The organism is Streptomyces fradiae (assembly GCF_041270065.1).
Classification (GTDB): domain Bacteria; phylum Actinomycetota; class Actinomycetes; order Streptomycetales; family Streptomycetaceae; genus Streptomyces.
This window is the reverse complement of the sequence record NZ_CP065958.1, coordinates 3,206,053-3,226,762: the sequence shown is the minus strand read 5'-3', so window position 1 is coordinate 3,226,762 and position 20,710 is coordinate 3,206,053. Positions and strand designations below refer to the sequence as shown.

18 protein-coding genes and 1 tRNA gene are annotated in these 20,710 nt (G+C 72.3%); 14 read left to right on the top strand and 5 right to left on the bottom strand.

The annotated features are described in order from the left end of the window. Window positions 1-79: 79 nt before the first annotated feature. Window positions 80-2,818 (top strand): penicillin acylase family protein, encoded by a 2,739-nt coding sequence (locus JAO84_RS14480; protein WP_370413239.1) that lies wholly within the window; start codon window positions 80-82, stop codon window positions 2,816-2,818. Window positions 2,819-2,839: 21 nt separating this feature from the next. Here JAO84_RS14480 and JAO84_RS14475 read toward each other — a convergent pair whose 3' ends face one another. Next, entirely contained in the window at window positions 2,840-3,406 is a 567-nt protein-coding gene (locus JAO84_RS14475; RefSeq protein ID WP_370416766.1) for a 5-formyltetrahydrofolate cyclo-ligase, read from the bottom strand. 190 nt (window positions 3,407-3,596) lie between these two features. Here JAO84_RS14475 and galU point away from each other — a divergent pair, with 190 nt between their 5' ends. The 7 genes from galU (at window position 3,597) to JAO84_RS14440 (ending at window position 9,142) form a co-directional block, all read left to right on the top strand. After that, complete coding sequence (gene galU, locus JAO84_RS14470; protein ID WP_370413238.1) at window positions 3,597-4,496, top strand: UTP--glucose-1-phosphate uridylyltransferase GalU; 900 nt, start codon at window positions 3,597-3,599, stop codon at window positions 4,494-4,496. A gap of 157 nt (window positions 4,497-4,653) precedes the next feature. After that, window positions 4,654-5,931 (top strand): gephyrin-like molybdotransferase Glp, encoded by a 1,278-nt coding sequence (gene glp, locus JAO84_RS14465; RefSeq protein WP_370416765.1) that lies wholly within the window; start codon window positions 4,654-4,656, stop codon window positions 5,929-5,931. Between the two features lie 82 nt (window positions 5,932-6,013). Continuing rightward, window positions 6,014-6,508, top strand: coding sequence for a cyclic pyranopterin monophosphate synthase MoaC (gene moaC / locus JAO84_RS14460; protein WP_265866322.1), 495 nt, complete (start codon window positions 6,014-6,016; stop codon window positions 6,506-6,508). Beyond that, entirely contained in the window at window positions 6,505-7,140 is a 636-nt protein-coding gene (locus JAO84_RS14455) for a molybdenum cofactor biosynthesis protein B (RefSeq protein WP_370413237.1), read from the top strand. Before moaC ends, JAO84_RS14455 begins: the two co-directional genes overlap by 4 nt. Continuing rightward, window positions 7,137-7,754 (top strand): GNAT family N-acetyltransferase, encoded by a 618-nt coding sequence (locus tag JAO84_RS14450; RefSeq protein ID WP_265866321.1) that lies wholly within the window; start codon window positions 7,137-7,139, stop codon window positions 7,752-7,754. Before JAO84_RS14455 ends, JAO84_RS14450 begins: the two co-directional genes overlap by 4 nt. Window positions 7,755-7,900: 146 nt before the next feature. After that, window positions 7,901-8,995 (top strand): gephyrin-like molybdotransferase receptor GlpR, encoded by a 1,095-nt coding sequence (gene glpR / locus JAO84_RS14445; protein WP_370413236.1) that lies wholly within the window; start codon window positions 7,901-7,903, stop codon window positions 8,993-8,995. A 73-nt stretch (window positions 8,996-9,068) separates the two neighbouring features. After that, window positions 9,069-9,142: transfer RNA gene (locus tag JAO84_RS14440), tRNA-Ala, on the top strand. 69 nt (window positions 9,143-9,211) lie between these two features. Here JAO84_RS14440 and JAO84_RS14435 read toward each other — a convergent pair. Both JAO84_RS14435 and JAO84_RS14430 read right to left on the bottom strand, forming a co-directional pair. After that, window positions 9,212-10,198 carry a serine protease gene (locus JAO84_RS14435; protein WP_370413235.1) on the bottom strand — a complete coding sequence of 329 codons (987 nt, stop codon included), beginning with the start codon at window positions 10,196-10,198 and terminating at the stop codon, window positions 9,212-9,214. Window positions 10,199-10,349: 151 nt separating this feature from the next. Continuing rightward, window positions 10,350-10,841, bottom strand: coding sequence for a GNAT family N-acetyltransferase (locus JAO84_RS14430; protein ID WP_370413234.1), 492 nt, complete (start codon window positions 10,839-10,841; stop codon window positions 10,350-10,352). A gap of 68 nt (window positions 10,842-10,909) precedes the next feature. On the opposite strand from JAO84_RS14430, the gene JAO84_RS14425 reads away from it, so the two are divergent. Continuing rightward, complete coding sequence (locus tag JAO84_RS14425; protein ID WP_370413233.1) at window positions 10,910-11,713, top strand: exodeoxyribonuclease III; 804 nt, start codon at window positions 10,910-10,912, stop codon at window positions 11,711-11,713. A 62-nt stretch (window positions 11,714-11,775) separates the two neighbouring features. Here the strand turns inward: JAO84_RS14425 and JAO84_RS14420 are convergent, their stop codons facing one another. Next, window positions 11,776-12,462: a MerR family transcriptional regulator gene (locus tag JAO84_RS14420; protein WP_370416764.1), complete on the bottom strand. Its 687-nt coding sequence runs from the start codon at window positions 12,460-12,462 to the stop codon at window positions 11,776-11,778. Between the two features lie 235 nt (window positions 12,463-12,697). Between JAO84_RS14420 and JAO84_RS14415 the strand changes: the two genes are divergently transcribed. The 5 genes from JAO84_RS14415 to JAO84_RS14395 all read left to right on the top strand — a co-directional run bounded on the left by JAO84_RS14415 (window position 12,698) and on the right by JAO84_RS14395 (window position 17,041). Beyond that, window positions 12,698-14,221: a flavin-containing monooxygenase gene (locus JAO84_RS14415; protein WP_370413232.1), complete on the top strand. Its 1,524-nt coding sequence runs from the start codon at window positions 12,698-12,700 to the stop codon at window positions 14,219-14,221. Window positions 14,222-14,232: 11 nt separating this feature from the next. Next, a complete protein-coding gene (locus JAO84_RS14410; RefSeq protein ID WP_370416763.1) occupies window positions 14,233-15,132 on the top strand; it encodes an alpha/beta fold hydrolase in 900 nt (299 codons plus the stop codon). Then, complete coding sequence (locus JAO84_RS14405; RefSeq protein WP_370413231.1) at window positions 15,129-16,022, top strand: SDR family oxidoreductase; 894 nt, start codon at window positions 15,129-15,131, stop codon at window positions 16,020-16,022. The genes JAO84_RS14410 and JAO84_RS14405 overlap by 4 nt, the downstream gene beginning before the upstream one ends. Before the next feature lie 125 nt (window positions 16,023-16,147). Beyond that, window positions 16,148-16,336, top strand: coding sequence for a hypothetical protein (locus JAO84_RS14400; RefSeq protein WP_370413230.1), 189 nt, complete (start codon window positions 16,148-16,150; stop codon window positions 16,334-16,336). A 117-nt stretch (window positions 16,337-16,453) separates the two neighbouring features. Further along, window positions 16,454-17,041: a GNAT family N-acetyltransferase gene (locus tag JAO84_RS14395; RefSeq protein WP_370413229.1), complete on the top strand. Its 588-nt coding sequence runs from the start codon at window positions 16,454-16,456 to the stop codon at window positions 17,039-17,041. Here the strand turns inward: JAO84_RS14395 and JAO84_RS14390 are convergent. Continuing rightward, window positions 16,984-20,508, bottom strand: a complete 3,525-nt coding sequence (locus tag JAO84_RS14390) for a S41 family peptidase (RefSeq protein ID WP_370413228.1) — start codon at window positions 20,506-20,508, stop codon at window positions 16,984-16,986. The two genes, JAO84_RS14395 and JAO84_RS14390, sit on opposite strands and share 58 nt — an antisense overlap. Between the last annotated feature and the right edge of the window lie 202 nt (window positions 20,509-20,710).

Sequence of the window (20,710 nt, the reverse complement as noted above, 5' to 3'; positions counted from 1 at the left end):
TCCGCGTCCGGGGCCTCCGGACGCTGCGCCTAAGGTTGCTCCCGTACTCCAGGACCACCCTGCCCCTCGAAGGACAGCGATGCCCTCCAACACGACCGCGCCCCCTGCCAAGAAGAAGAAGGGACGGCGAGCCCGCCTGATCGTCCTCGTCCTGGTGCTCGCGCTGGTCGCGGGCGTCGGGTACGGGGGCTACTGGGGCGTCAGCACCGTCCGCGGCTCGTTCCCGCAGACGACCGGCACGATCCGCCTCGACGCGCTCACCGGACCCGTCGAGGTCAAGCGCGATGCCGACGGCATCCCGCAGATCTACGCCGACAACGAGGCGGACCTGTTCCGCGCGCAGGGCTACGTCCAGGCCCAGGACCGCTTCTACGAGATGGACGTCCGCCGCCACACGACGGCCGGCCGCCTCTCCGAGATGTTCGGCAAGAGCCAGGTCGACACCGACGCCTTCCTGCGCACCCTGGGCTGGCGCAAGGTCGCGCAGGAGGAGTACGACAAGGTCCTGTCGGCGGAGACCAAGAAGAACCTCCAGGCCTACTCCGAGGGCGTCAACGCCTACCTCAAGGACCGGGACCCGGCCGACGTCTCCGTCGAGTACGCGGCCCTGGCCTTCACCAACGACTACACGATCGAGCCCTGGACCCCGGTCGACTCGGTGGCCTGGCTCAAGGCCATGGCCTGGGACCTGCGCGGCAACATGCAGGACGAGATCGATCGCTCCCTGATGACCAGCCGGCTGAAGCCCCAGCAGATCAAGGACCTCTACCCGGGGTACCCGTACGACCTGCACCAGCCGATCGTCGACCGCGGCGCCGTCGACAAGGTCACCGGCAAGTTCGACCCCGACGCCCAGCCGAAGGGCGACGACACCACCTCCGGCGGCACCGGCACCTCCGGCGGGCAGAACGGCATCCAGTCCCAGCTCGCCGCGCTCTCCGACGCCCTCGACGAGATCCCGGCCCTGCTCGGCCCCAACGGCAACGGCATCGGCTCGAACTCCTGGGTCGTCTCCGGGAACTTCACGACCTCCGGCAAGCCGCTGCTCGCCAACGACCCGCACCTCGCGCCGATGCTGCCGTCCCTCTGGTACCAGATGGGCCTGCACTGCCGCTCGGTCTCGGCGACCTGCCGCTACGACGTCGCCGGCTACACCTTCTCCGGCATGCCCGGCGTGATCATCGGCCACAACAACTCCATCGCCTGGGGCTTCACCAACCTCGGCGCCGACGTCACCGACCTCTACCTGGAGAAGATCGGCACCGACGGCTATGTCGTCGACGGCAAGACCAAGCCGTTCGTCACCCGCGACGAGGTCATCAAGGTCGCCGGCGGCGACGACCGCCCCATCACCATCCGCTCCACCGAGCACGGCCCGCTGGTCTCCGACCGCTCCACCGAACTGGAGCGGGTCGGCCAGACCGCCCCCGTCGGCAACGCCGCCCCCGACCGCGGCACCGGCTACGGCGTCTCCCTGCGCTGGACCGCGCTGCAGCCCGGCAAGTCCATGGACGCCGTCTTCGCGCTCAACCGCGCCAAGGACTTCACCGGCTTCCGAGCCGCCGCCAAGGACTTCGAGGTCCCGTCCCAGAACCTGATCTACGCCGACACCGCCGGCAACATCGGCTACCAGGCGCCCGGCAAGATCCCGGTCCGCACCAAGGGCGCGGCCTACGACGGCACCCTGCCGGCGCCCGGCTGGGACTCCTCGTACGACTGGAAGGGCTACATCCCGTACGCCGAGCTGCCCTACGAGTACAACCCGAAGCGCGGCTACATCGTCACGGCCAACCAGTCCGTCATCGACGAGAAGAAGTACCCCTACCTCCTCACCCGGGACTGGGGCTACGGCTCGCGCAGCCAGCGGATCAACGATCTGATCGAGTCCAAGCTCAAGGACGGCGGCAAGATCTCGCCGGACGACATGCAGACCATGCAGATGGACAACCGCAGCGAGATCGCGACTCTGCTCAACCCGCTCCTGCTGAAGATCGACATCTCCGACCCGCAGGTCCGCGAGGCGCAGAAGCTGCTCGAGGGCTGGGACTACACCCAGGAGCCGGACTCCGCCGCCGCCGCGTACTTCAACGCGGTCTGGCGCAACGTCCTCAAGCTCGCCTTCGGCAACAAGCTGCCCAAGGAGCTGCGCGTCGAGGGCGAGTGCATCAACGTCCGCGTCGCCGACACCACCGGCCCGGTCGACGAGCAGAACAAGCTCGTCCCCGAGTGCGGCGAGCGTGACCCCGACACCGCGCAGCCGGACGGCGGCGACCGCTGGTACGAGGTGGTCCGCCCGCTCCTGAAGCAGGAGAAGAGCGAGTGGTGGAACACCCCGGGCGACCGGCTGAACGCCGCCACCGAGACCCGTGACCAGCTGCTCGCGCAGGCCATGAAGGACGCCCGCTGGGAGCTGACCGCCAAGCTCGGCAAGGACGTCTCCACCTGGAGCTGGGGCCGGCTGCACCAGCTGACCCTGAAGAACCAGACCCTCGGCACCGCCGGCCCCGGCTTCGTGCAGTCCCTGCTCAACCGCGGCCCGTGGAACCTCGGCGGCGGCGAGGCCGCCGTCGACGCCACCGGCTGGAACGCGGCCGGCGGCTACGACGTGATCTGGGTGCCGTCCATGCGGATGGTGGTCAACGTCGGCGACTGGGACAAGTCCCGCTGGATCAACCTCTCCGGTGCCTCCGGCCACGCCTACGACAGCCACTACACCGACCAGACGGAGAAGTGGGTCAAGGGCGAGCTGCTCGACTGGTCCTACGGGCAGGCGGCCGTAGAGGCCACCACCCGGGACACCCTGAAGCTGGAGCCGTAGCGCCAGCCATGGCCCCAGTCCTCAAGGCCTGAAACGCCGGACCCCCTCCGGGGTCACCACCGCGTGCACGGGGTGGTCGTGCGGTTCCTCCGGGACCCGCGCGACCACCTCGTTCGCGTACAGGAGCACCACCAGAGCCGGATCCGCGCCCGACCGGACCAGCCGGGCCAGGACCCGGTCGTACGAACCGCCGCCCCGCCCGAGCCGCATGCCCCGCCCGTCGACCGCGAGCCCCGGAAGCAGCACCGCGTCCGCCCCGCACACCGCGTCCGGGCCGAGCCGTTCGCCGACCGGTTCCAGCAGCCCGCGGCCCGCCTTCGCCAGCCGCTCGGGGCCTTCGTACGGCGCCCAGTCGAGGTCGTTGTCGGGCAGCAGGACCGGCAGCAGCACCCGTACGCCCCGCTCGCGCAGCACGTCGAGCAGCGCGCGCGTGCCCGGTTCGCGCCCCACCGAGACATACGCGGCGACCGTGCCCGCCTCCGCCAGCTCCGGCAGATCGAGCGCGGCCGGCGCGAGCGCCCCGGCGGCCCGCTCGCGTTCCTCGGCGGTCAGGGCGGCGCGTGCGCCGAGCAGCGCCCGGCGCAACAGCGCCTTCTCGGTGGTGTTCTCAGGCGGTTCGGTGCCCGGCTTCTCAGGCGGTTCGGTCGTGGACCCGGTCGTCGACTCGGTGCTCAACGCGGCTCGTATTCCTCTTGTATCGGGCGGTAGCGGTACGAGGGTTGAGAAAGCTCATGTGATCCTTACCTTCCTCACATACCGAACGGCTAGGGTGCACCGCATGACTCAGACGCCGTCCATCACAAAGGCTGTCATCCCGGCCGCCGGTCTCGGCACCCGGTTCCTGCCGGCCACCAAGGCGACGCCGAAGGAGATGCTGCCGGTCGTCGACAAACCGGCCATCCAGTACGTCGTCGAGGAAGCCGTCGCCGCCGGGCTCTCCGACGTCCTGATGATCACCGGCCGCAACAAGCGCCCCCTCGAGGACCACTTCGACCGGAACTACGAGCTGGAAGAAGCGCTGACCCGCAAGGGCGACGAGGAACGGCTCGCCAAGGTCCAGGAGTCCAGCGACCTCGCCACCATGCACTACGTGCGCCAGGGCGACCCGCGCGGCCTCGGCCACGCCGTCCTGTGCGCCGCCCCGCACGTCGGCGATCAGCCCTTCGCCGTGCTCCTCGGCGACGACCTGATCGACCCGCGCGACCCGCTGCTCGCCCGCATGGTCGAGGTCCGCGAGCGGTTCGGCGGCAGCGTGATCGCGCTGATGGAGGTCGAGCCCTCGCAGATCCACCTGTACGGCTGCGCCGCCGTCGGCCCCACCGGCGAGTCGGACGTGGTGAAGGTGACCGGACTGGTCGAGAAGCCGGAGCCGGCCGAGGCCCCCAGCAACCTGGCGATCATCGGGCGCTATGTCCTCGACCCCGCCGTCTTCGCCATACTGCGCGAGACCGCGCCGGGCCGCGGCGGCGAGATCCAGCTGACCGACGCCCTGCAGAAACTCGTCCAGGACGAGCGGGTCGGCGGCCCCGTGCACGGCGTCGTCTTCAAGGGCCGGCGCTATGACACCGGCGACCGCGGCGACTATCTGCGTGCCATTGTCAGACTGGCGTGCGAACGTGATGATCTGGGGCCGGACTTCCGGACCTGGCTCCGCGGTTACGTCAGCGAGGAGATGTAGCACCTTGAGCAGCAGCGGTACGGCACCGGCGGACCACGGCCACGACCACGGCCCTGGTCCCGGCGACGACCACGGCCACGGCCACGAGCACGGCCACGACGGCAGCCACGGTCACGGCCATGGCCCCGGCGACCCCTGCGCCGGTCCGGCCAAGGGCCTGTGGTCCGTCGACGAGCACCTGGCCGACGTCCTCGCCACGGTCTCCCCGCTCGAGCCCATCGAGCTGCAACTGGCCGACGCCCAGGGCTGTGTGCTCGTCGAGGACGTCACGGTGCCGGTCGCGCTGCCGCCCTTCGACAACAGCTCCATGGACGGGTACGCGGTGCGGGTCGCCGACGTGGCCGGGGCGAGCGAGGAGTTCCCCGCCGTCCTGACCGTGATCGGCGACGTCGCCGCCGGCGCCGGCGGCCTGCCCGAGGTCGGCCCCGGCCAGGCCGCCCGGATCATGACCGGCGCCCCGCTGCCGCCCGGCGCCGAGGCCGTCGTCCCCGTCGAATGGACCGACGGCGGCACCGGCGGAGGCGCCGCCGGCGGGATGCGCCCGGCCAGCGCCGCCCCCGAGGGCGCGGCCGGCGAGGTCCGCGTCCACCGCCCCGCCGAGGCCCGCGCCCACGTCCGGGCCCGCGGCAGCGACGTCACCGCCGGCGAGCTCGCGCTCGCCGCGGGCACCGTCCTCGGCCCGCCGCAGATCGGCCTGCTCGCCGCGATCGGCCGCGGCACCGTGCGGGTGCGCCCCCGCCCGCGGGTGGTCGTCATCTCCACCGGCAGCGAGCTGACCCAGCCCGGCGAGCCGCTGGGCGAGGGCCAGATCTACGACTCCAACAGCTTCGCCCTCGCCGCCGCCGCCCGCGACGCCGGAGCCCTCGCCTACCGCGTCCCGGCCGTCGCCGACGACGCCGAGTCGCTGCGCGGCGCCATCGAGGACCAGCTGATCCGCGCCGACCTCATCGTCACCACCGGCGGCGTCAGCGTCGGCGCCTACGACGTGGTCAAGGAGGCCCTGACGGCCGACGGCGAGGTCGACTTCCGCAAGCTCGCCATGCAGCCCGGCAAGCCGCAGGGCTTCGGCATGATCGGCCCCGAGCACACCCCGCTGCTCGCGCTGCCGGGCAACCCGGTCTCCTCGTACGTCTCCTTCGAGCTGTTCGTCCGGCCCGCGATCCGTGCACTGATGGGCCTCGGCGACCGGCCCGACGCGCACCGGCCCCGGGTGCGCGCCGTGCTCAAGGCCGACCGGACGCTGTCCTCGCCGGCCGGACGGCGCCAGTTCCTGCGCGGGACGTACGACGCGGAGTCGGGCGCCGTCAGCCCCGTGGGCGGCTCCGGCTCCCACCTGATCGGGGCGCTCGCGCACGCGGACGCGCTGCTCGTCGTACCGGAGGAGGTGACCGAGGTCGAGCCCGGCGCGGAGCTCGACGTGCTGCTTCTCGGGTGACCACCGGCTGAACCTCGTCCGGTGCGCCGGCGCCGGTGGGGGTACCGTGTCGTCCCACACAGCGACCGGGAGTGTCACCGCCATGAGCACGCAGCAAGGACTCACCCACATCGACGAGGCCGGGGCGGCCCGCATGGTCGACGTCTCCGCGAAGGACGTCACCGCCCGCACCGCCCGCGCCAGCGGCCGGGTCCTCGTCTCGCCGCGCGTGATCGAGCTGCTGCGCGGCGAGGGCGTCCCGAAGGGCGATGCGCTCGCCACCGCCCGGATCGCCGGGATCATGGGCGCCAAGAAGACCCCGGACCTGATCCCGCTCTGCCACCCTCTGGCGGTCTCCGGGGTGACCCTCGACCTCGGGGTCACGGACGACGCCGTGGAGATCCTCGCGACGGTGAAGACCACCGACCGGACGGGCGTGGAGATGGAGGCCCTGACGGCGGTGTCGGTGGCGGCGCTGACCGTCGTCGACATGGTGAAGGCCGTCGACAAGGGTGCGGTCATCTCCGACGTGCGCGTCGAGGAGAAGACCGGCGGCAAGTCCGGCCACTGGACGCGGGGCGAACGGAGCCAGGCGTGACCCGCGCGGGCAAGGTGGCGGGGGCGCACGAGCACGGGGCCCACGAGCACGGGGCGCAGGCGCACGCGGCGCCCGCCCCGGCGGAAACGACGCACATCGCCCCGCACACCGGCCCGTACACCGCGCTCGTCGTCACCGCCTCGAACCGGGCGGCCGCCGGTGTCTACGAGGACAAGGGCGGCCCGCTGATCGCCGAGGCGCTGCGCGGGATGGGCTTCGCCGTGGAGGGGCCGCAGGTGGTCCCGGACGGCGCGCCCGTGGAGGCGGCGCTGCGCGCCGGGGTCGAGGCGGGCTACGACGTCATCCTCACCACCGGCGGTACGGGCATCTCGCCCACCGACGAGACGCCCGAGGTCACCCGGCGGGTCCTGGACCGGGAGATCCCGGGCATCCCGGAGGCGATCCGCGCGTACGGCCGGGAGAAGGTGCCCACGGCGGCGCTCTCGCGCGGCCTCGCCGGGGTCGCGCGGGGCTCCCGGGGCGGCGGCACGCTGATCGTCAACCTGCCCGGTTCGACGGGCGGGGTACGGGACGGCCTCGCGGTCCTGGAACCGCTGCTGGTCCACGCGGTGGACCAGATCCGTGGCGGCGACCACCCCAGACCGGCGGCGGAAGCGGGCCCGGCGTCATGATTCCGTCCTGGCCCGTGGTCCTGGTCGACGGCGACGTGCTGCTCCGCCCGATAAAGATGCGCGACCAGCGGGCCTGGCGCGAGGTGAACCGGCGCAACCGCGACTGGTTGCGCCCCTGGGAGGCGACCGTCCCGCCGCCCGGCCCGGCCGGCCCGGTGACGCAGCGGCCCACGTACCGTCAGATGGTGCGCCATCTGCGGGCGGAGGCGAACGCGGGGCGGATGCTGCCGTTCGTCATCGAGTACCAGGGGCGTCTGGTCGGTCAGTTGACGGTCGCGGGAATCACCTGGGGCTCGATGTGTTCCGGTCATGTGGGCTATTGGGTGGACCGGGACGTGGCCGGCCGCGGCGTCATGCCGACGGCGGTGGCGCTCGCCGTCGACCACTGTTTCCGCACGGTCGGACTGCACCGGATGGAAGTCTGCATTCGCCCGGAGAACGGCCCCTCGCGCCGCGTCGTGGAGAAATTGGGATTCCGCGAGGAGGGGCTGCGGCCCCGCTACCTCCACATCGACGGCGCCTGGCGTGACCATCTGGTCTTCGCGCTGACGGCGGAGGAGGTGCCGGAGGGCTTGGTGCGGCGTTGGCACGAGGCACGTCGGCAACACCAGTGATTGCAATAAGTGTTCGAATTCAATCGGCAGTTGAGCGCCAATCGATCTGAACAATCACAAAAAAGTTCAGTGATATCAGCCAGATCGTGCGACACACCGGCCCAATTGGCCGATGCCCTCACCCGAACCCCTCTACCGTGTGAAGCGTGAGCAGCAGCGGCCTCATCTACGCAGTCATTGTCGGGGCCTGGGCCGCCTACTTGGTGCCGATGTGGCTCCGCAGGCAGGACGAGCTGAACGAGGCCCGTCCGACGGAACGCTTCAGCACCGCCATCCGGCTGCTGTCCGGACGGGCGGGCATGGAGCGCCGTTACGCCAAGGAGCTCAGGGACCGGGACCGCGCGGCCGACGACCCGGCATCCGACGTCGACCCGGACGCGGTGACCGAGCATCTGAGCTCGGTCGACGTCCGGGACTTCTGCGCGCCCGCGGCCAGAACGGAAGCCCGCCTGGAACTGCCGGAGGAGGCCCCCAAGGCTCCCCAGGCCTCGAAGGCCGCCAAGGCTCCCAAGGCTGCCCAGGCTCCCGCGCGTCGTGGTGCGGGCGCGGGAGCGGGCGCCGGCGGTGGCGCCGCGGCCGAGCGGGCCCGCCGGAGCAAGGTCCTTGCCCGGCGCCGGCGCACCACGGTGCTCCTCTTCCTCGCCTTCACGCTCGGCGCGGTCGTCGCGGCCGTCGGCGGCCTCGCCTTCCTGTGGGCGCCCGCCGTCCCGGCCCTGCTGCTCAGCGCGTACATCGTCTATCTGCGCGTCCAGGAGCGGCGGCGCTTCGTGTACGTGATGGACCGCCGCAACGCCGAGGCCGCCGCCGCCCGGCTGCGCGAGAGCCGCCGCCCGGCCCCCACGCCCGAGCCGGAGCCCGCCGCGGCGCCGGCCGCCGAGGCGACCGTCTCCCCGCAGGAGGCCGACCGCCGGGCGCTGGTCGAGCAGACGGACCACGCCGAGTGGGTCGACCAGCAGCGCGAGCGCGGCCCGGTCCGCGGCGACAGCTGGGACCCGGTCCCGGTCCCGCTCCCCACGTACGTCACCGCCCCGGTCGCCCCGCGCGCCTCCGGCGGCGTCGACATCACGGACCCGGAGACCTGGAGCTCGGCCCGATCCTCCACGGCGGCCGACCCGGCCCCGACCCCCGCCCCGGCCCCGCGCCAGCGCACCGCCCGCCCGCAGGCCCGCCGCGACCACGGCCGCACCCCGCTCTTCGACCAGTACGCGGACGACGACCGCCCCCGCGCGGCCAACGAATGACCGGCTCGTTGACCTGCGGGGGAACGGATTTCCTCGTACTGCGCTCGGGATGCTAATGTTTCACACGTCGCAGGGGCCTGTGGCGCAGTCCGGTAGCGCACCTCGTTCGCATCGAGGGGGTCAGGGGTTCGAATCCCCTCAGGTCCACAGACACGAAGAACCCGTCCGATCAGCAGATCGGACGGGTTCTTCGCTATGTGCGGTCCTGTGTGCGCGTCAGGAGCTCTGGGCCTTGTCGTAGAGGTTCTGGGCGTCCGTGCCGAAGTACGGGCCGAACATGCGGTTGGGCAGGAAGGTGTAGCCGAAGCTGTTCACCGAGGCCTGGAGGCCGGTGCCCGTGGACTCGTCGAAGGAGGCGAACCAGGGGCCGCCGCTGGAGCCGCCGGTCATGTTGCAGCCGAGGGCGTGGTCCTGGGAGAACAGGAAGTCCTTCGAGGAGTTGCCCGAGCAGTAGACGAGCTTCGTGCCGTCGTAGGGCGAGGCGGCCGGGAAGCCGAAGGCGTACATCGGCTTGTTGTAGGCGCCGTTGAACTGGATGCCCTGGGCGCCGGTGACCGAGGTGAGGGTCTGGCCGTTCAGCGGGGCGACGACCGCCGCGCCGACGTCGTAGTTGATGTCCTCGCTGGCCTCCCACTGCGGGGTGGTGAGGGTCTTGGTGGCGGACCACTGGCCGTAGGGCGCGTTGCCGTTGGCGTAGGCCGGGACGAAGACCCAGTTGGTGTGCCAGGCGCCCTGGTACTTCACGCAGTGGCCAGCGGTGATGACGGTGCTGGCGTTCTTGCTGGTGACGGCGTTTCCGGAGCAGGAGGCCGTGCGGCCCTGGAAGGTGAAGAACACCCGGCCCGAGGTCTTCACGACCGCACCGCCGCCCGTCCACGCCCCGCCCGCCTGCGGGAAGGCGGTGGGGGAGACGGCGCTCCGGTCGACGCCCGTCGGGGCGATCGTCGTCGGGGCGGCCGCGCGCGGGACCCGGTGCAGCGCGCCCGGAGCGGCCGTCAGGTCCAGCGGGACGGCCGAGCGCATCCGTTCCGGGGTCCAGAAGGCGGCCGCCCGGTCCTGCTGGGCGGCGGTGAACGAGTGGCCGGTGTCACCGGCGGCCGGTGGCGCCGGGGCGGCCTGGGCCGCCCCGGTCGACGCGAGTCCGCCGGCGACGAGGGCGCCGACGGACAGCAGCACGGCTGTGGCGAAGCGATGGCGTCTCACGCATGTCTCCTTCTGCCGAGGCAGGTGGGGATGAGAACGGTGCGGATCGACGTGCGTGGGCAGAGTGCCAGAGCCGGGCGTGCTTGTCAGGGGCCTGTCACGGCCATTCTCGGGCCGGGGCCCGGGCGGAGTCGCACCCCCTGTGAGTGGGTCAGAGCGCCTTCGCGAAGCAGCGGCTGTTCGGGTAGTCCCGGTAGAAGCCGAACTTCTCGCAGGGCTCGTAGCCGCACGAGGTGTAGAGCGCGATGGCCTCCGGCTGCGCGGTGCCCGTCTCCAGGACCATGCGGGTCCGGCCGGCCTCGCGGGCGTCCGTCTCCAGGGTGGCCAGGATGCGCCGCGCGAGCCCCAGGCCGCGGGCCTCGGGCACGACGTACATGCGCTTCAGCTCGGCGTCGCCGTCGGCGTACCCCTCGTCGTTGGCGTCCTGGCTGCGCCAGCCGCCGGTCGCGACGGGGCGGCCCTGGGGGTCGTACGCGAGCAGGTAGAGGCCCTGTGGCGGGGCGAACATCGACGGTTCGAGGTGTGTGAGATCGCCCTCACCCTCACCGTCGTCGTCCGCGTAGCGCTCGGCGTATTCCAGCTGGACGGCGTCGTTGAGCTTGACGGCGTCGGGGTGGTCGAAGGGGGTGGGGCGAATGTCCATGCTGTCAATCGTATGTCTATGCGATGCGCCGAAGGAGTCCGGACGCCGGTTGTCGGTATTCTCCCGGGATGCTCACCGTCACGACAGCGAATGTCAATGGTCTCCGAGCCGCCGCCAAGAAGGGCTTCGTCGAATGGCTGGCCGGGACCTCCGCCGATGTGGTCTGCCTGCAGGAGGTGCGCGCCGAGGAGGCCCAGCTGCCCGCCGAGGTCCGCGGCCCCGAGGGCTGGTTCACCGTCCACGCGCCCGCCGCCGCCAAGGGCCGGGCCGGGGTCTCGCTCTACACGCGGCGTGAGCCCGACGCCGTACGCGTCGGCTTCGGCACGGCGGAGTTCGAGGACAGCGGCCGCTATGTGGAGGCCGACCTGCCCGGCGTCACCGTCGCCAGCCTCTATCTGCCCTCCGGCGAGGTCGGCACCGAGCGGCAGGACGAGAAGATCCGCTTCATGGACGCCTTCCTGCCGTATCTGAAGGAGCTGCGCGAGCGCGCCGCCGCCGACGGCCGCGAGGTCGTCGTCTGCGGCGACTGGAACATCGCCCACCGCGAGGCCGACCTCAAGAACTGGAAGGCCAACCAGAAGAGCGCCGGCTTCCTCCCCGAGGAGCGGGAGTGGCTGGGCCGTGTCCTCGACGAGGGCGACGGCGGTTACGTGGACGTGGTCCGCGCCCTCCATCCCGAGCAGGACGGCCCGTACTCCTGGTGGTCCTACCGCGGCCGTGCCTTCGACAACGACAGCGGCTGGCGCATCGACTACCAGGTCGCGACGCCCGGACTCGCCGCCAAGGCGGTCAAGGCGTACGTCGAGCGGGCCGCCACGCACGCGGAGCGCTGGAGCGACCACGCGCCCGTGACGGCGGTCTACAAGCTGTAGCGCACGCCCACCACGCGCACCACGCCCACCACGCCCACCACGCCCACCACGCGCAGGCGTTCTCAGACGCCGCCGCGCATCCGCCGGTCCAGGGCGAGGGAGAGTTCCGCCTCGACCACGCTCTTGGCCAGCGGGCGCAGCCGCTGCACGTCCTTCTCGGCGGCGTACTTCCCGAGCAGTTCGGCGAAGAGCTCCGCCAGTGCCTCGGCGTGCTCGCGGACCCGGCCGCCCGCCTCCAGGACGGCGGCCAGCGGGACGCCCTCGCGGACCAGGGCGGAGGAGACGTCGAGCAGGCGGCGGCTGACATGGACGATGTCCTCGCCGTCGGTGGCGAGGTAGCCGAGGTCGAGCGCGGCGGCGAGGTTCTCCGGGGTGACCTCGCCCGCGAAGTGGTCGGCGAGCTCCTCGGGGGTGAGCCGGACGGGCTCCTCCTCGGTGGGGGTGCCCAGCTCCAGGACCTCGCCGACGTTCCGGCCGGACTCGAAGGCGGCGGTGAGATCGGCGATGCCGTTGAGGGTGTGGCCGCGCTCCAGGAGGGCGGAGATCGTACGCAGCCGGGCCAGGTGGTGATCGTCGTACCAGGCGATCCGGCCCTCGCGGCGGGGCGGCGGGATCAGCCCGCGCTCGCGGTAGAAGCGGAGGGTGCGGACGGTGATACCGGCCGCGGCGGCGAGTTCGGCCATCCGGTACTCGTGGGGCGTGGGCCCGTCCGCGGCGCCCGTCGTCCCGGTCGGCGTACCCGCGGGCATACCGGTCGCCCCCGCGGGCTCCGCCGTGCCCGAAGCGCCCGTCGCGCCCGTCCGGTTCACCTGGTCCGCCCGGTCCGCCTGGTCTCCCGATCGTTCTGCCACGCCCGCCAGCCTATGTTGTACCGCCGGTAACTTTCCCCGGCCTTACCCCTACCGCTCGGTATGAGGCTGCTCTACAGTCCCGATTGTGCCAGTGATTGCTGGCGGAATCTTGGCCGGGCGCACGGGAGGCGGCATGGCGAAGCACGAGCACGTACGGGTGGCGGTGATCGGATCGGGATTCGGCGGCATCGGAGCCGCCGTCCGGCTGCGCCGCGAGGGAATCACCGACTTCGTCGTCCTGGAGCGGGCCGACTCCGTGGGCGGCACCTGGCGCGACAACAGCTACCCCGGCTGCGCCTGCGACGTGCCCTCCCACCTCTACTCCTTCTCCTTCGCGCCCAACCCCGACTGGCCCCGCACCTTCTCCGGCCAGCGCCACATCCGCGCGTATCTGGAGCACGTCACCGACACCTTCGGGATCCGGCCGCACCTGCGGCTGAACCACGAGGTCATGAAGACGGCCTGGAACGCGGACGAGCTGCGCTGGGACATCGAGACCAGCCGCGGCAGCTTCTCCGCCGACGTCGTCGTCTCCGCCACCGGCCCGCTCTCCGACCCCAGGATCCCGGACATCCCGGGGCTCGCCGACTTCACCGGCAAGGTCTTCCACTCCGCCCAGTGGGACCACGACTACGACCTGACCGGCAAGCGCGTCGCCATGGTCGGAACCGGCGCCTCCGCCATCCAGATCGTCCCGTCGATCCAGCCGAAGGTCGGGAGGCTCACCCTCTTCCAGCGCACGGCCCCGTGGGTCATGCCCCGCATGGACCGCGCCATCAGCGCCCCCGAGCGCTGGCTGCACCGGCAGCTGCCGTTCACCGCGACCGCCCGCCGCGGCCTCCTGTGGGGGATCCGCGAGCTGCAGGTCAGCGCGTTCACCAAGCGGCCCGACGAGCTCGGCCTGGTCGAGCGGCTCGCCAAGGCCAACATCGCCCGGGCGATCAAGGACCCGGCGCTGCGGGCCAGGCTGACCCCCTCGTACCGCCTCGGCTGCAAGCGCATCCTGCTGTCGAACACGTACTACCCGGCGCTCGCCCAGCCCAATGTGGACGTCATCGCCTCCGGCCTCAAGGAGGTCCGCGGAAACGTGGTCGTGGCCGCCGACGGGACCGAGACCGAGGTCGACGCGATCATCTTCGGCACCGGCTTCCACGTCACCGACATGCCGATCGCGCCGCGCGTCATCGGCGCCGACGGGCGCTCGCTCGCCGACCACTGGAAGAACGGCATGGAGGCGCTGCGAGGCGCGACCGCCGCCGGCTTCCCCAACATGATGACGATCATCGGCCCCAACACCGGCCTCGGGAACTCCTCGATGATCCTGATGATCGAGTCCCAGCTGAACTATATGGCCGACTATCTGCGCCAGCTCGATGTCCTGGGAGGGCGCACCGCCCTCGCCGTCCGCCCCTCCGCCGTCGGCGTCTGGAACCGCCGGGTGCAGAAGCGGATGGAGCGGACCGTGTGGAAGTCGGGCGGCTGCGAGAGCTGGTACCTCGACGCCAACGGCCGCAACACCACCCTGTGGCCGGGCACCACCGGCGAGTTCCGGCGCGAGACACGGACCGTCGACCTGTCCGAGTACGAGGTGCTGCGCGCGCCCGCGAAGCCCGCGGCCGGCCGCCGCGCCACCCGTAAGAAGGAGGCCGTGCAGTGACGCGCGATCTGATGGTGACCTCCGCCGACGGCTCGGCGATCCATGTCGAGGTATACGGCCCCGAGGGCGCCCCCGCGGTCGTCCTCGCCCACGGCTGGACCTGCTCCACCCGCTTCTGGGACGCGCAGATCCACGCCCTGTCCGCCGACCACCGGGTCATCGTCTACGACCAGCGCGGCCACGGCGACTCCCCGGCGCCCGCGCTCGACGCCGGTTCGCGAGACGCCGGCGGCAGGGGCTACTCCACCGAGGCCCTCGCCGACGACCTCGAGGCCGTCCTCACCGCGACCCTCGGCCCCGGCGAACGGGCCGTGGTGGCCGGCCACTCCATGGGCGGCATGACGATCATGGCCGCCTCGCGCAGGCCCGCCTTCCGGCAGCACGCCGCGGCCGCCCTGCTCTGCTCCACCGGGCCCTCGCGGCTCACCGAGGAGGCCCTGGTCGTACCGATGGCGCCGGGCCGGCTGCGCACCCGGCTGACCGCCGCCGTCCTCGGCGCGAAGGCGCCGCTCGGGCCCGTCACGCCGCTGTCGAAGAAGATCCTCAAGTACGCGACGATGGGACCGGGCTCGGCGCCCGAGAAGGTCGACGCGTGCGCCCGGATCGTGCACGCCTGCCCGCGCGGCGCCCGTCACGGCTGGTCGCAGGTGCTCGCCTCGCTCGACCTGGAGGTCGGGCTGCGCGAACTGAAGCTGCCGGTGGCCGTGCTCGTCGGCACCGACGACCGGCTCACCCCGGCGCGCCACTCGCGGGCCATGGCGGGCGCGCTGCCGCACTGCACGGGGCTCGTCGAGCTGGCCGGCATGGGACACATGACGCCGGTGGAGGCGCCGGAGGCCGTCACCGCGCAGATCCGCGAACTGACGCTCACCTACCTGGGCGTGAAGGAGAACGAGGAGGCAGGGGCATGAGCAGGGTGAGCCTGGAAGGGCAGGTCGCGGTCGTCACCGGCGGCGCGCGCGGGGTCGGCGAGCTCCTCGCCCGCAAGCTCTCGGCGCGCGGTGCGAAGATCGCGCTGGTCGGCCTGGAGCCGGAGCTTCTGAAGGAGGTCGCCGGGCGGCTGCACACCGAGGCCGACTGGTGGCACGCCGACGTCACCGACCACGAGGCGATGGCCAAGGTCGCGGCCGAGGTGAAGGAGCGGTTCGGCAAGGTCGACATCGTGGTCGCCAACGCCGGTGTCGCGGCGGGCGGTCCGTTCGTCGACTCCGACCCGGTCGCCTGGCGGCGGGTCATCGAGGTCAACCTGATCGGCGGCGCCGTCACGGCCCGCGCGTTCCTGCCGGTCCTCATGGAGTCCCGCGGCTACTTCCTGCAGATCGCCTCGCTCGCGGCGATGACCCCGGCGCCGATGATGACGGCGTACTGCGCCTCCAAGTCCGGGGTCGAGGCCTTCGCGCACAGCCTGCGCGCCGAGGTCGCGTACAAGGGCGTGAAGGTCGGCGTCGGCTATCTGTCCTGGACCGACACCGACATGGTGCGGGGCGCGGACCAGGACGACGTGATGCGCGAGCTGCGCTCCCGGCTGCCGTGGCCGTCCAACCGCACCTACCCGCTCGGCCCGGCCGTCGACCGGATCGTCGCGGGCGTCGAGCGGCGCTCGGCCCATGTGTACGCCCAGTGGTGGCTGCGCGGGATGCAGTCCACCCGTGGCTATCTGCCGGGCATCATCGCCTCCGTCGGGCAGCGCGAGATGCGGCGCTTCGAGCCGCGGCTCGGGAGCGTGGGCAAGGGGCTGGTCGGCGCGGGCGGCGCGGCGGACGAGGAGGAGCGCACGGAGCGCCGGTCCGCGAGTTCGTGACCGTCCGTCCTCGTGACTGTCCGTATCTGATCGAAATGCACGGGTTGTCCTGCCGTGTCAGTCTGGTCGAAGCCCAAGGGGCGACACGCCCCGTCTCCCTCACACCCTTCTAGGAGTGAACTTTCATGGGCATCAAGGACGATATGCAGGGCAAGGCGCAGCAGGTCAAGGGCAAGATGCAGGACGCGATGGGCGGGGCCAAGGACAAGGCCTCCGAGCGCGCGTCGCAGGCCAAGGACCGTGCGAAGTCCGAGGACGAGCGACGCCGGCAGCAGGAGGACCAGGACCGCCTCGACATGGACTACGACGCCTGACGCCGTCCTGTGAGGAAGGCGCACCCGGGACGCCGGGTGCGCCTTCGCGTTCTTTGCTCTCCGCTGCCTGTGGATAACTTCCTGCACGGAATCGCGGAGTTACGTACCGTGATCCTCATGTCCGAGACTGAGGCAACCCAGGCACCTGAGGCAATCGACGTGACGACGTGCGTACTTGAGCGGCTGCGACCCGACCACGCGCCCGCCGTGCTCGCCTTCGAGCGGGAGAACCGGGCCTTCTTCGCCGCGTCCGTGCCCGACCGCGGGGACGCGTATTTCGAGGAGGCGGAGTTCGCCGCCCGGCACCGGGCCCTGCTCGACGAGCAGGAGGCCGGGACGATCCTCTTCCATGTGCTGGTCGCGGGGGACCGGGAGATAGTGGGGCGGTTCAATCTGGTGGACATAGCCGACGGCAGCGCCGAACTCGGCTACCGGGTCGCCGAGAAGACCGCCGGCCGCGGGGTGGCGACCGCGACGGTACGGGAGTTGTGCGCGCGGGCCCGCGAGGAGTACGGGCTGAGCCGGCTCACCGCCGCCACGACCCTCGGCAACGGGCCGTCCCGGGCGGTGCTCGCCCGGGTCGGGTTCGGCGCGGTGGGCAGCGTGACGCTCGACGGCGAGCCGGGCACGGCCTACGAGCTGGACCTCTACGAGCTGGACCGGGGCGGCAGCTTGGGCCGGGAGCGGTCCGGCACCGCCTCGTAGCCGGGCGGGCTCGCGGGCGGGTTCTCGTCGAGCAGGGCCAGGGCGACGTGCACGGCGTCGTCGAGCTGGGCGTGCCGGCCCTCGGCCCAGTCGAGGGGGGTGCGCAGCACGGCGAGGTCGGGGGCGACGCCCTGGTTCTCCACGGACCAGCCGTATTCGGGGAACCAGGCGGCGTTCATCGGCACGGTGATCGTGGTGCCGTCGCCCAGGGTGTGGCGGCCCGTCATGCCGACGACGCCGCCCCAGGTGCGCTGGCCGACGACGGGGCCGAGGCCGAGCAGTTTGAAGGCGGCGGTGATCATGTCGCCGTCGGAGGAGGTGGCCTCGTCGGCGAGCGCGACGATCGGGCCGCGGGGGGCGTTGGAGGCGTAGCTGACCGGCTGGGCGTTGCGGGTGAGGTCCCAGCCGAGGATCTTGCGGGTGAGTTTCTCTATCACCAGCTCGCTGATGTGGCCGCCGGCGTTGCCGCGCACGTCCACGATGAGGGCCGGCCGGGAGACCTCCATCCGCAGGTCGCGGTTGAACTGGGCCCAGCCGGAGCCGCCCATGTCGGGGATGTGGAGGTAGCCGCAGCGCCCGCTGCTGATCTCGCGCACGACCGCGCGCCGCTTGGTCACCCAGTCCTGGTAGCGCAGCGGGCGTTCGTCGACGAGGGGGACGACGGCGATCCGGCGGGAGCGGCCCTCGCCGCCGGCGGGGGTGAAGGTGAGTTCGACGGTGGTGCCACCGGTGCCGGAGAGGAGGGGATAGGGACCGGCCACGGGGTCGACGGGACGGCCGTCGACATGGGTGAGGACGGCACCCTCGCGGATTCCGGTGCCCGCGAGCGGTGAGCGGGCCTTGGAGTCGGAGGAGTCGCCGGGCAGGATCCGCTTGACCGTCCAGCCGTCGTCGCGGGGCACGAGGTTGGCGCCGAGCAGACCCTGTGCGCGCTGGTAGTGGGCGGGGCCCTCGTTGCGGCGGGCGGGGCTGACGTACGCGTGCGAGGTGCCGAGCTCGCCCATCACCTCGCGCAGCAGGTCGGCGAACTCGTCGGGGGAGGCGACCCGTTGGACGAGCGGGCGGTACTGGTCGAGGACCGCCGTCCAGTCGACGCCGCCCATGTCCGGCTCCCAGAAGTAGGCGCGGACGATCCGGCCGGCCTCGTCGAAGGCCTGCCGCCACTCGGCGGCCGGGTCGACCTCGTGCACGATGCGCCGCAGGTCGAGGTAGACCGTCGAGTCGCTGTCGCCGGACTCGGTGGCGGGGACGGCCCGCAGCTCGCCCTCGTCGACCACGACGAGCCGGGAGCCGTCGCCGCTCACCGCGAACCAGTCGAGGTGGCCCACGAGTTCGGTCTTGCGGGCCTTGGGGATGTTGTAGTGCTCCAGCGTGGGGCGGGGGGAAGGATCGGAGGGGTTGGCGAAGGTCTCGCCGAGAGCGCCGGAGATCGGCCAGCGCAGCCACACCAGGCCGCCGCCGGCCACCGGCTGGAGGGCGGAGTACTTGGAGGCGGTCACGGGGAAGGGGTGGACCCGGTCGGGGAGTCCCTCGATCTCGACGGTGACCGTGCCGTCCCCGGCGCCCGCCTCCTCGTCGGCGGGGTCCATGCCGCCGGCGGCGGGCCGCCCGTCGGGAAGCAGCGCGAAGGGAGAGGGGGTCGCGGAGGAGAGCGGTACGAGATAGGGGCGGCAGCCCAGCGGGAAGGACAGGTCGCCGGTGTGCACGTCGTACACCGGGTCGAAGCCCCGCCAGGAGAGGAAGGCGAGGTAGCGCCCGTCGCGGGTGAAGACCGGGTTCTCGTCCTCGAAGCGCCCGTTGGTGACGTCGACGATGGCGGGCGCGCCGGGGCCGGAGATGCGGGCCATCTTGATGGAGCGCAGCGAGCGCCCGATGCCCGGGTGCGACCAGGTGAGCCAGGCCCCGTCGGGGGAGAACGCGAGGTCGCGGACCGGTCCGTTGAGGGAGCGGATGAGCTCGGTGACCTTGCCCTGGGGTGGGGTGCCGCCGGGGCCCTCGGGACTCTCGGCCCCGGGACTCTCGGGGCTGTCGGCGCCCTGGGCGGCCTCGGTGCTCTCGGCCGAGGCAGCGGTGCCGTCGGCCAGCGCGGTGGGCGCCTCGGCCGGCTGCTCGGTCACCTGGTCGGTCGGCTCGGCGGCAGGCTCCGTGAGGTCCGGTTCCTCGTCCTCCTCCGTCGCGTCGATCAGGAGGAGGCGGCCGTCGCTGGAGGCGATGGCGAGGCGTTCGCCGTCGGGGTCGGAGACGAGTTCCTCGACGCGGCCGAGTTGTCCGGAGGCGAGGCGGCGCGGGGGGCGGTCGCCGCTGGCGCGGGGGAGGTAGGCGATCTCGACGGCGTCCTCGCCCGCGGCGTCGGTGACGTAGGCGACCTGGCCGCCGCTGCCCAGCATCTCGGGGAGCCGGACGCGGACCCCGGGGGTGTCGGCGATGGTGCGGGCGGGGCCGTCGCGGTGGGTCAGCCAGTAGAGGCTGCCGCGCACCGAGACGGCGCTGGCCCGGCCGGTCTCGTCCACGGACAGGGCGTCCACGTGGTGGGCGGCGGGCACCTGGTAGGGGCGGCGGCCGGTGCGGGGGCCGCCGAGGCGGACGTCGAGGCGGCGCGGGCGGGAGCCGGCGGTGAGTTCGTCGACGATCCACAGCTCGCCGGCGTGCTGGTAGACCACCCGCTGCCCGTCGCTGGAGGCGTTGCGGGCGTAGAACTCGTCGTGGTCGGTGTGGCGGCGCAGGTCGGTGCCGTCGGGGAGACAGGAGTAGAGGTTGCCGATGCCCTCGTGGTCGGAGAGGAACGCGATCCGCGGGCCGCCCTCGCCGGGCGGGGCGGTGACGAACATCGGTGCGTCGAGGTGCCCGCCGAGGTCCGGGAGCAGCCGCCTTCCGTGCAGCCACAGGCGGCCCATGGCGCCGCCGCGGTAGCGCTTCCAGGAGGCGGGTTCGTGCGGCGGGGTGCCGGTGAGCAGCAGGGAGCGCCGCTGCGCCCCGGAGCCCTCGGCCTGGGCTTCGTCCTCGTCGAAGTCGGCGACGGCGATGTCGGTGACCGGGCCCCAGGGCAGCTTGGCGCCGGGGGAGCCGTCGGTGGGGACCGTGTAGGCCCAGGAGAAGTAGGAGAAGGGCTGGCCGTGGGAGGAGACCGCGAGGATGTCGGACCGGCCGTCCTGGTCGGGCGGGGACCAGCCGCAGACCCGGGTGTCGGTGGAGCCCCAGTAGCTGAGCCGCCGGGAGGGGCCGCCGTCCACGGGCGCCAGGTGGATCTCCGGATCGAGGCTGCGCCAGCTCGTATAGGCGATGTGGCGGCCGTCCGGGGAGAAGCGCGGGGGCCCGACCCGGGTCCGGTCGGCGGTGATCCGCCAGGCGCGGCCGGGCCGGTGGCCCTCGGGCACGAGGGGGGCGACCCAGAGGTCGTCCTCGGCCGCGAAGCACAGCAGCTCGCCGTGGAGGTGCGGGAAGCGGAGATACGCGACGTCGTCACTCACCTCCTCATGCTTTCCGCGGGAAGGGGGTGAGGCAACTCGTACGTCAGTGCAGAAGTGCCCGGAGCGCCGGTGTGCCACGACAACGCGTGTGTTCCACGACACGTACGAAACGGTTTCGTTTCGCTATACCGGGGGGTATCTTCGTTATGTCGACGTGTACGAAACCGTTTCGTTCGCTCGCCGGACGGAAGCAGGAGGCCGG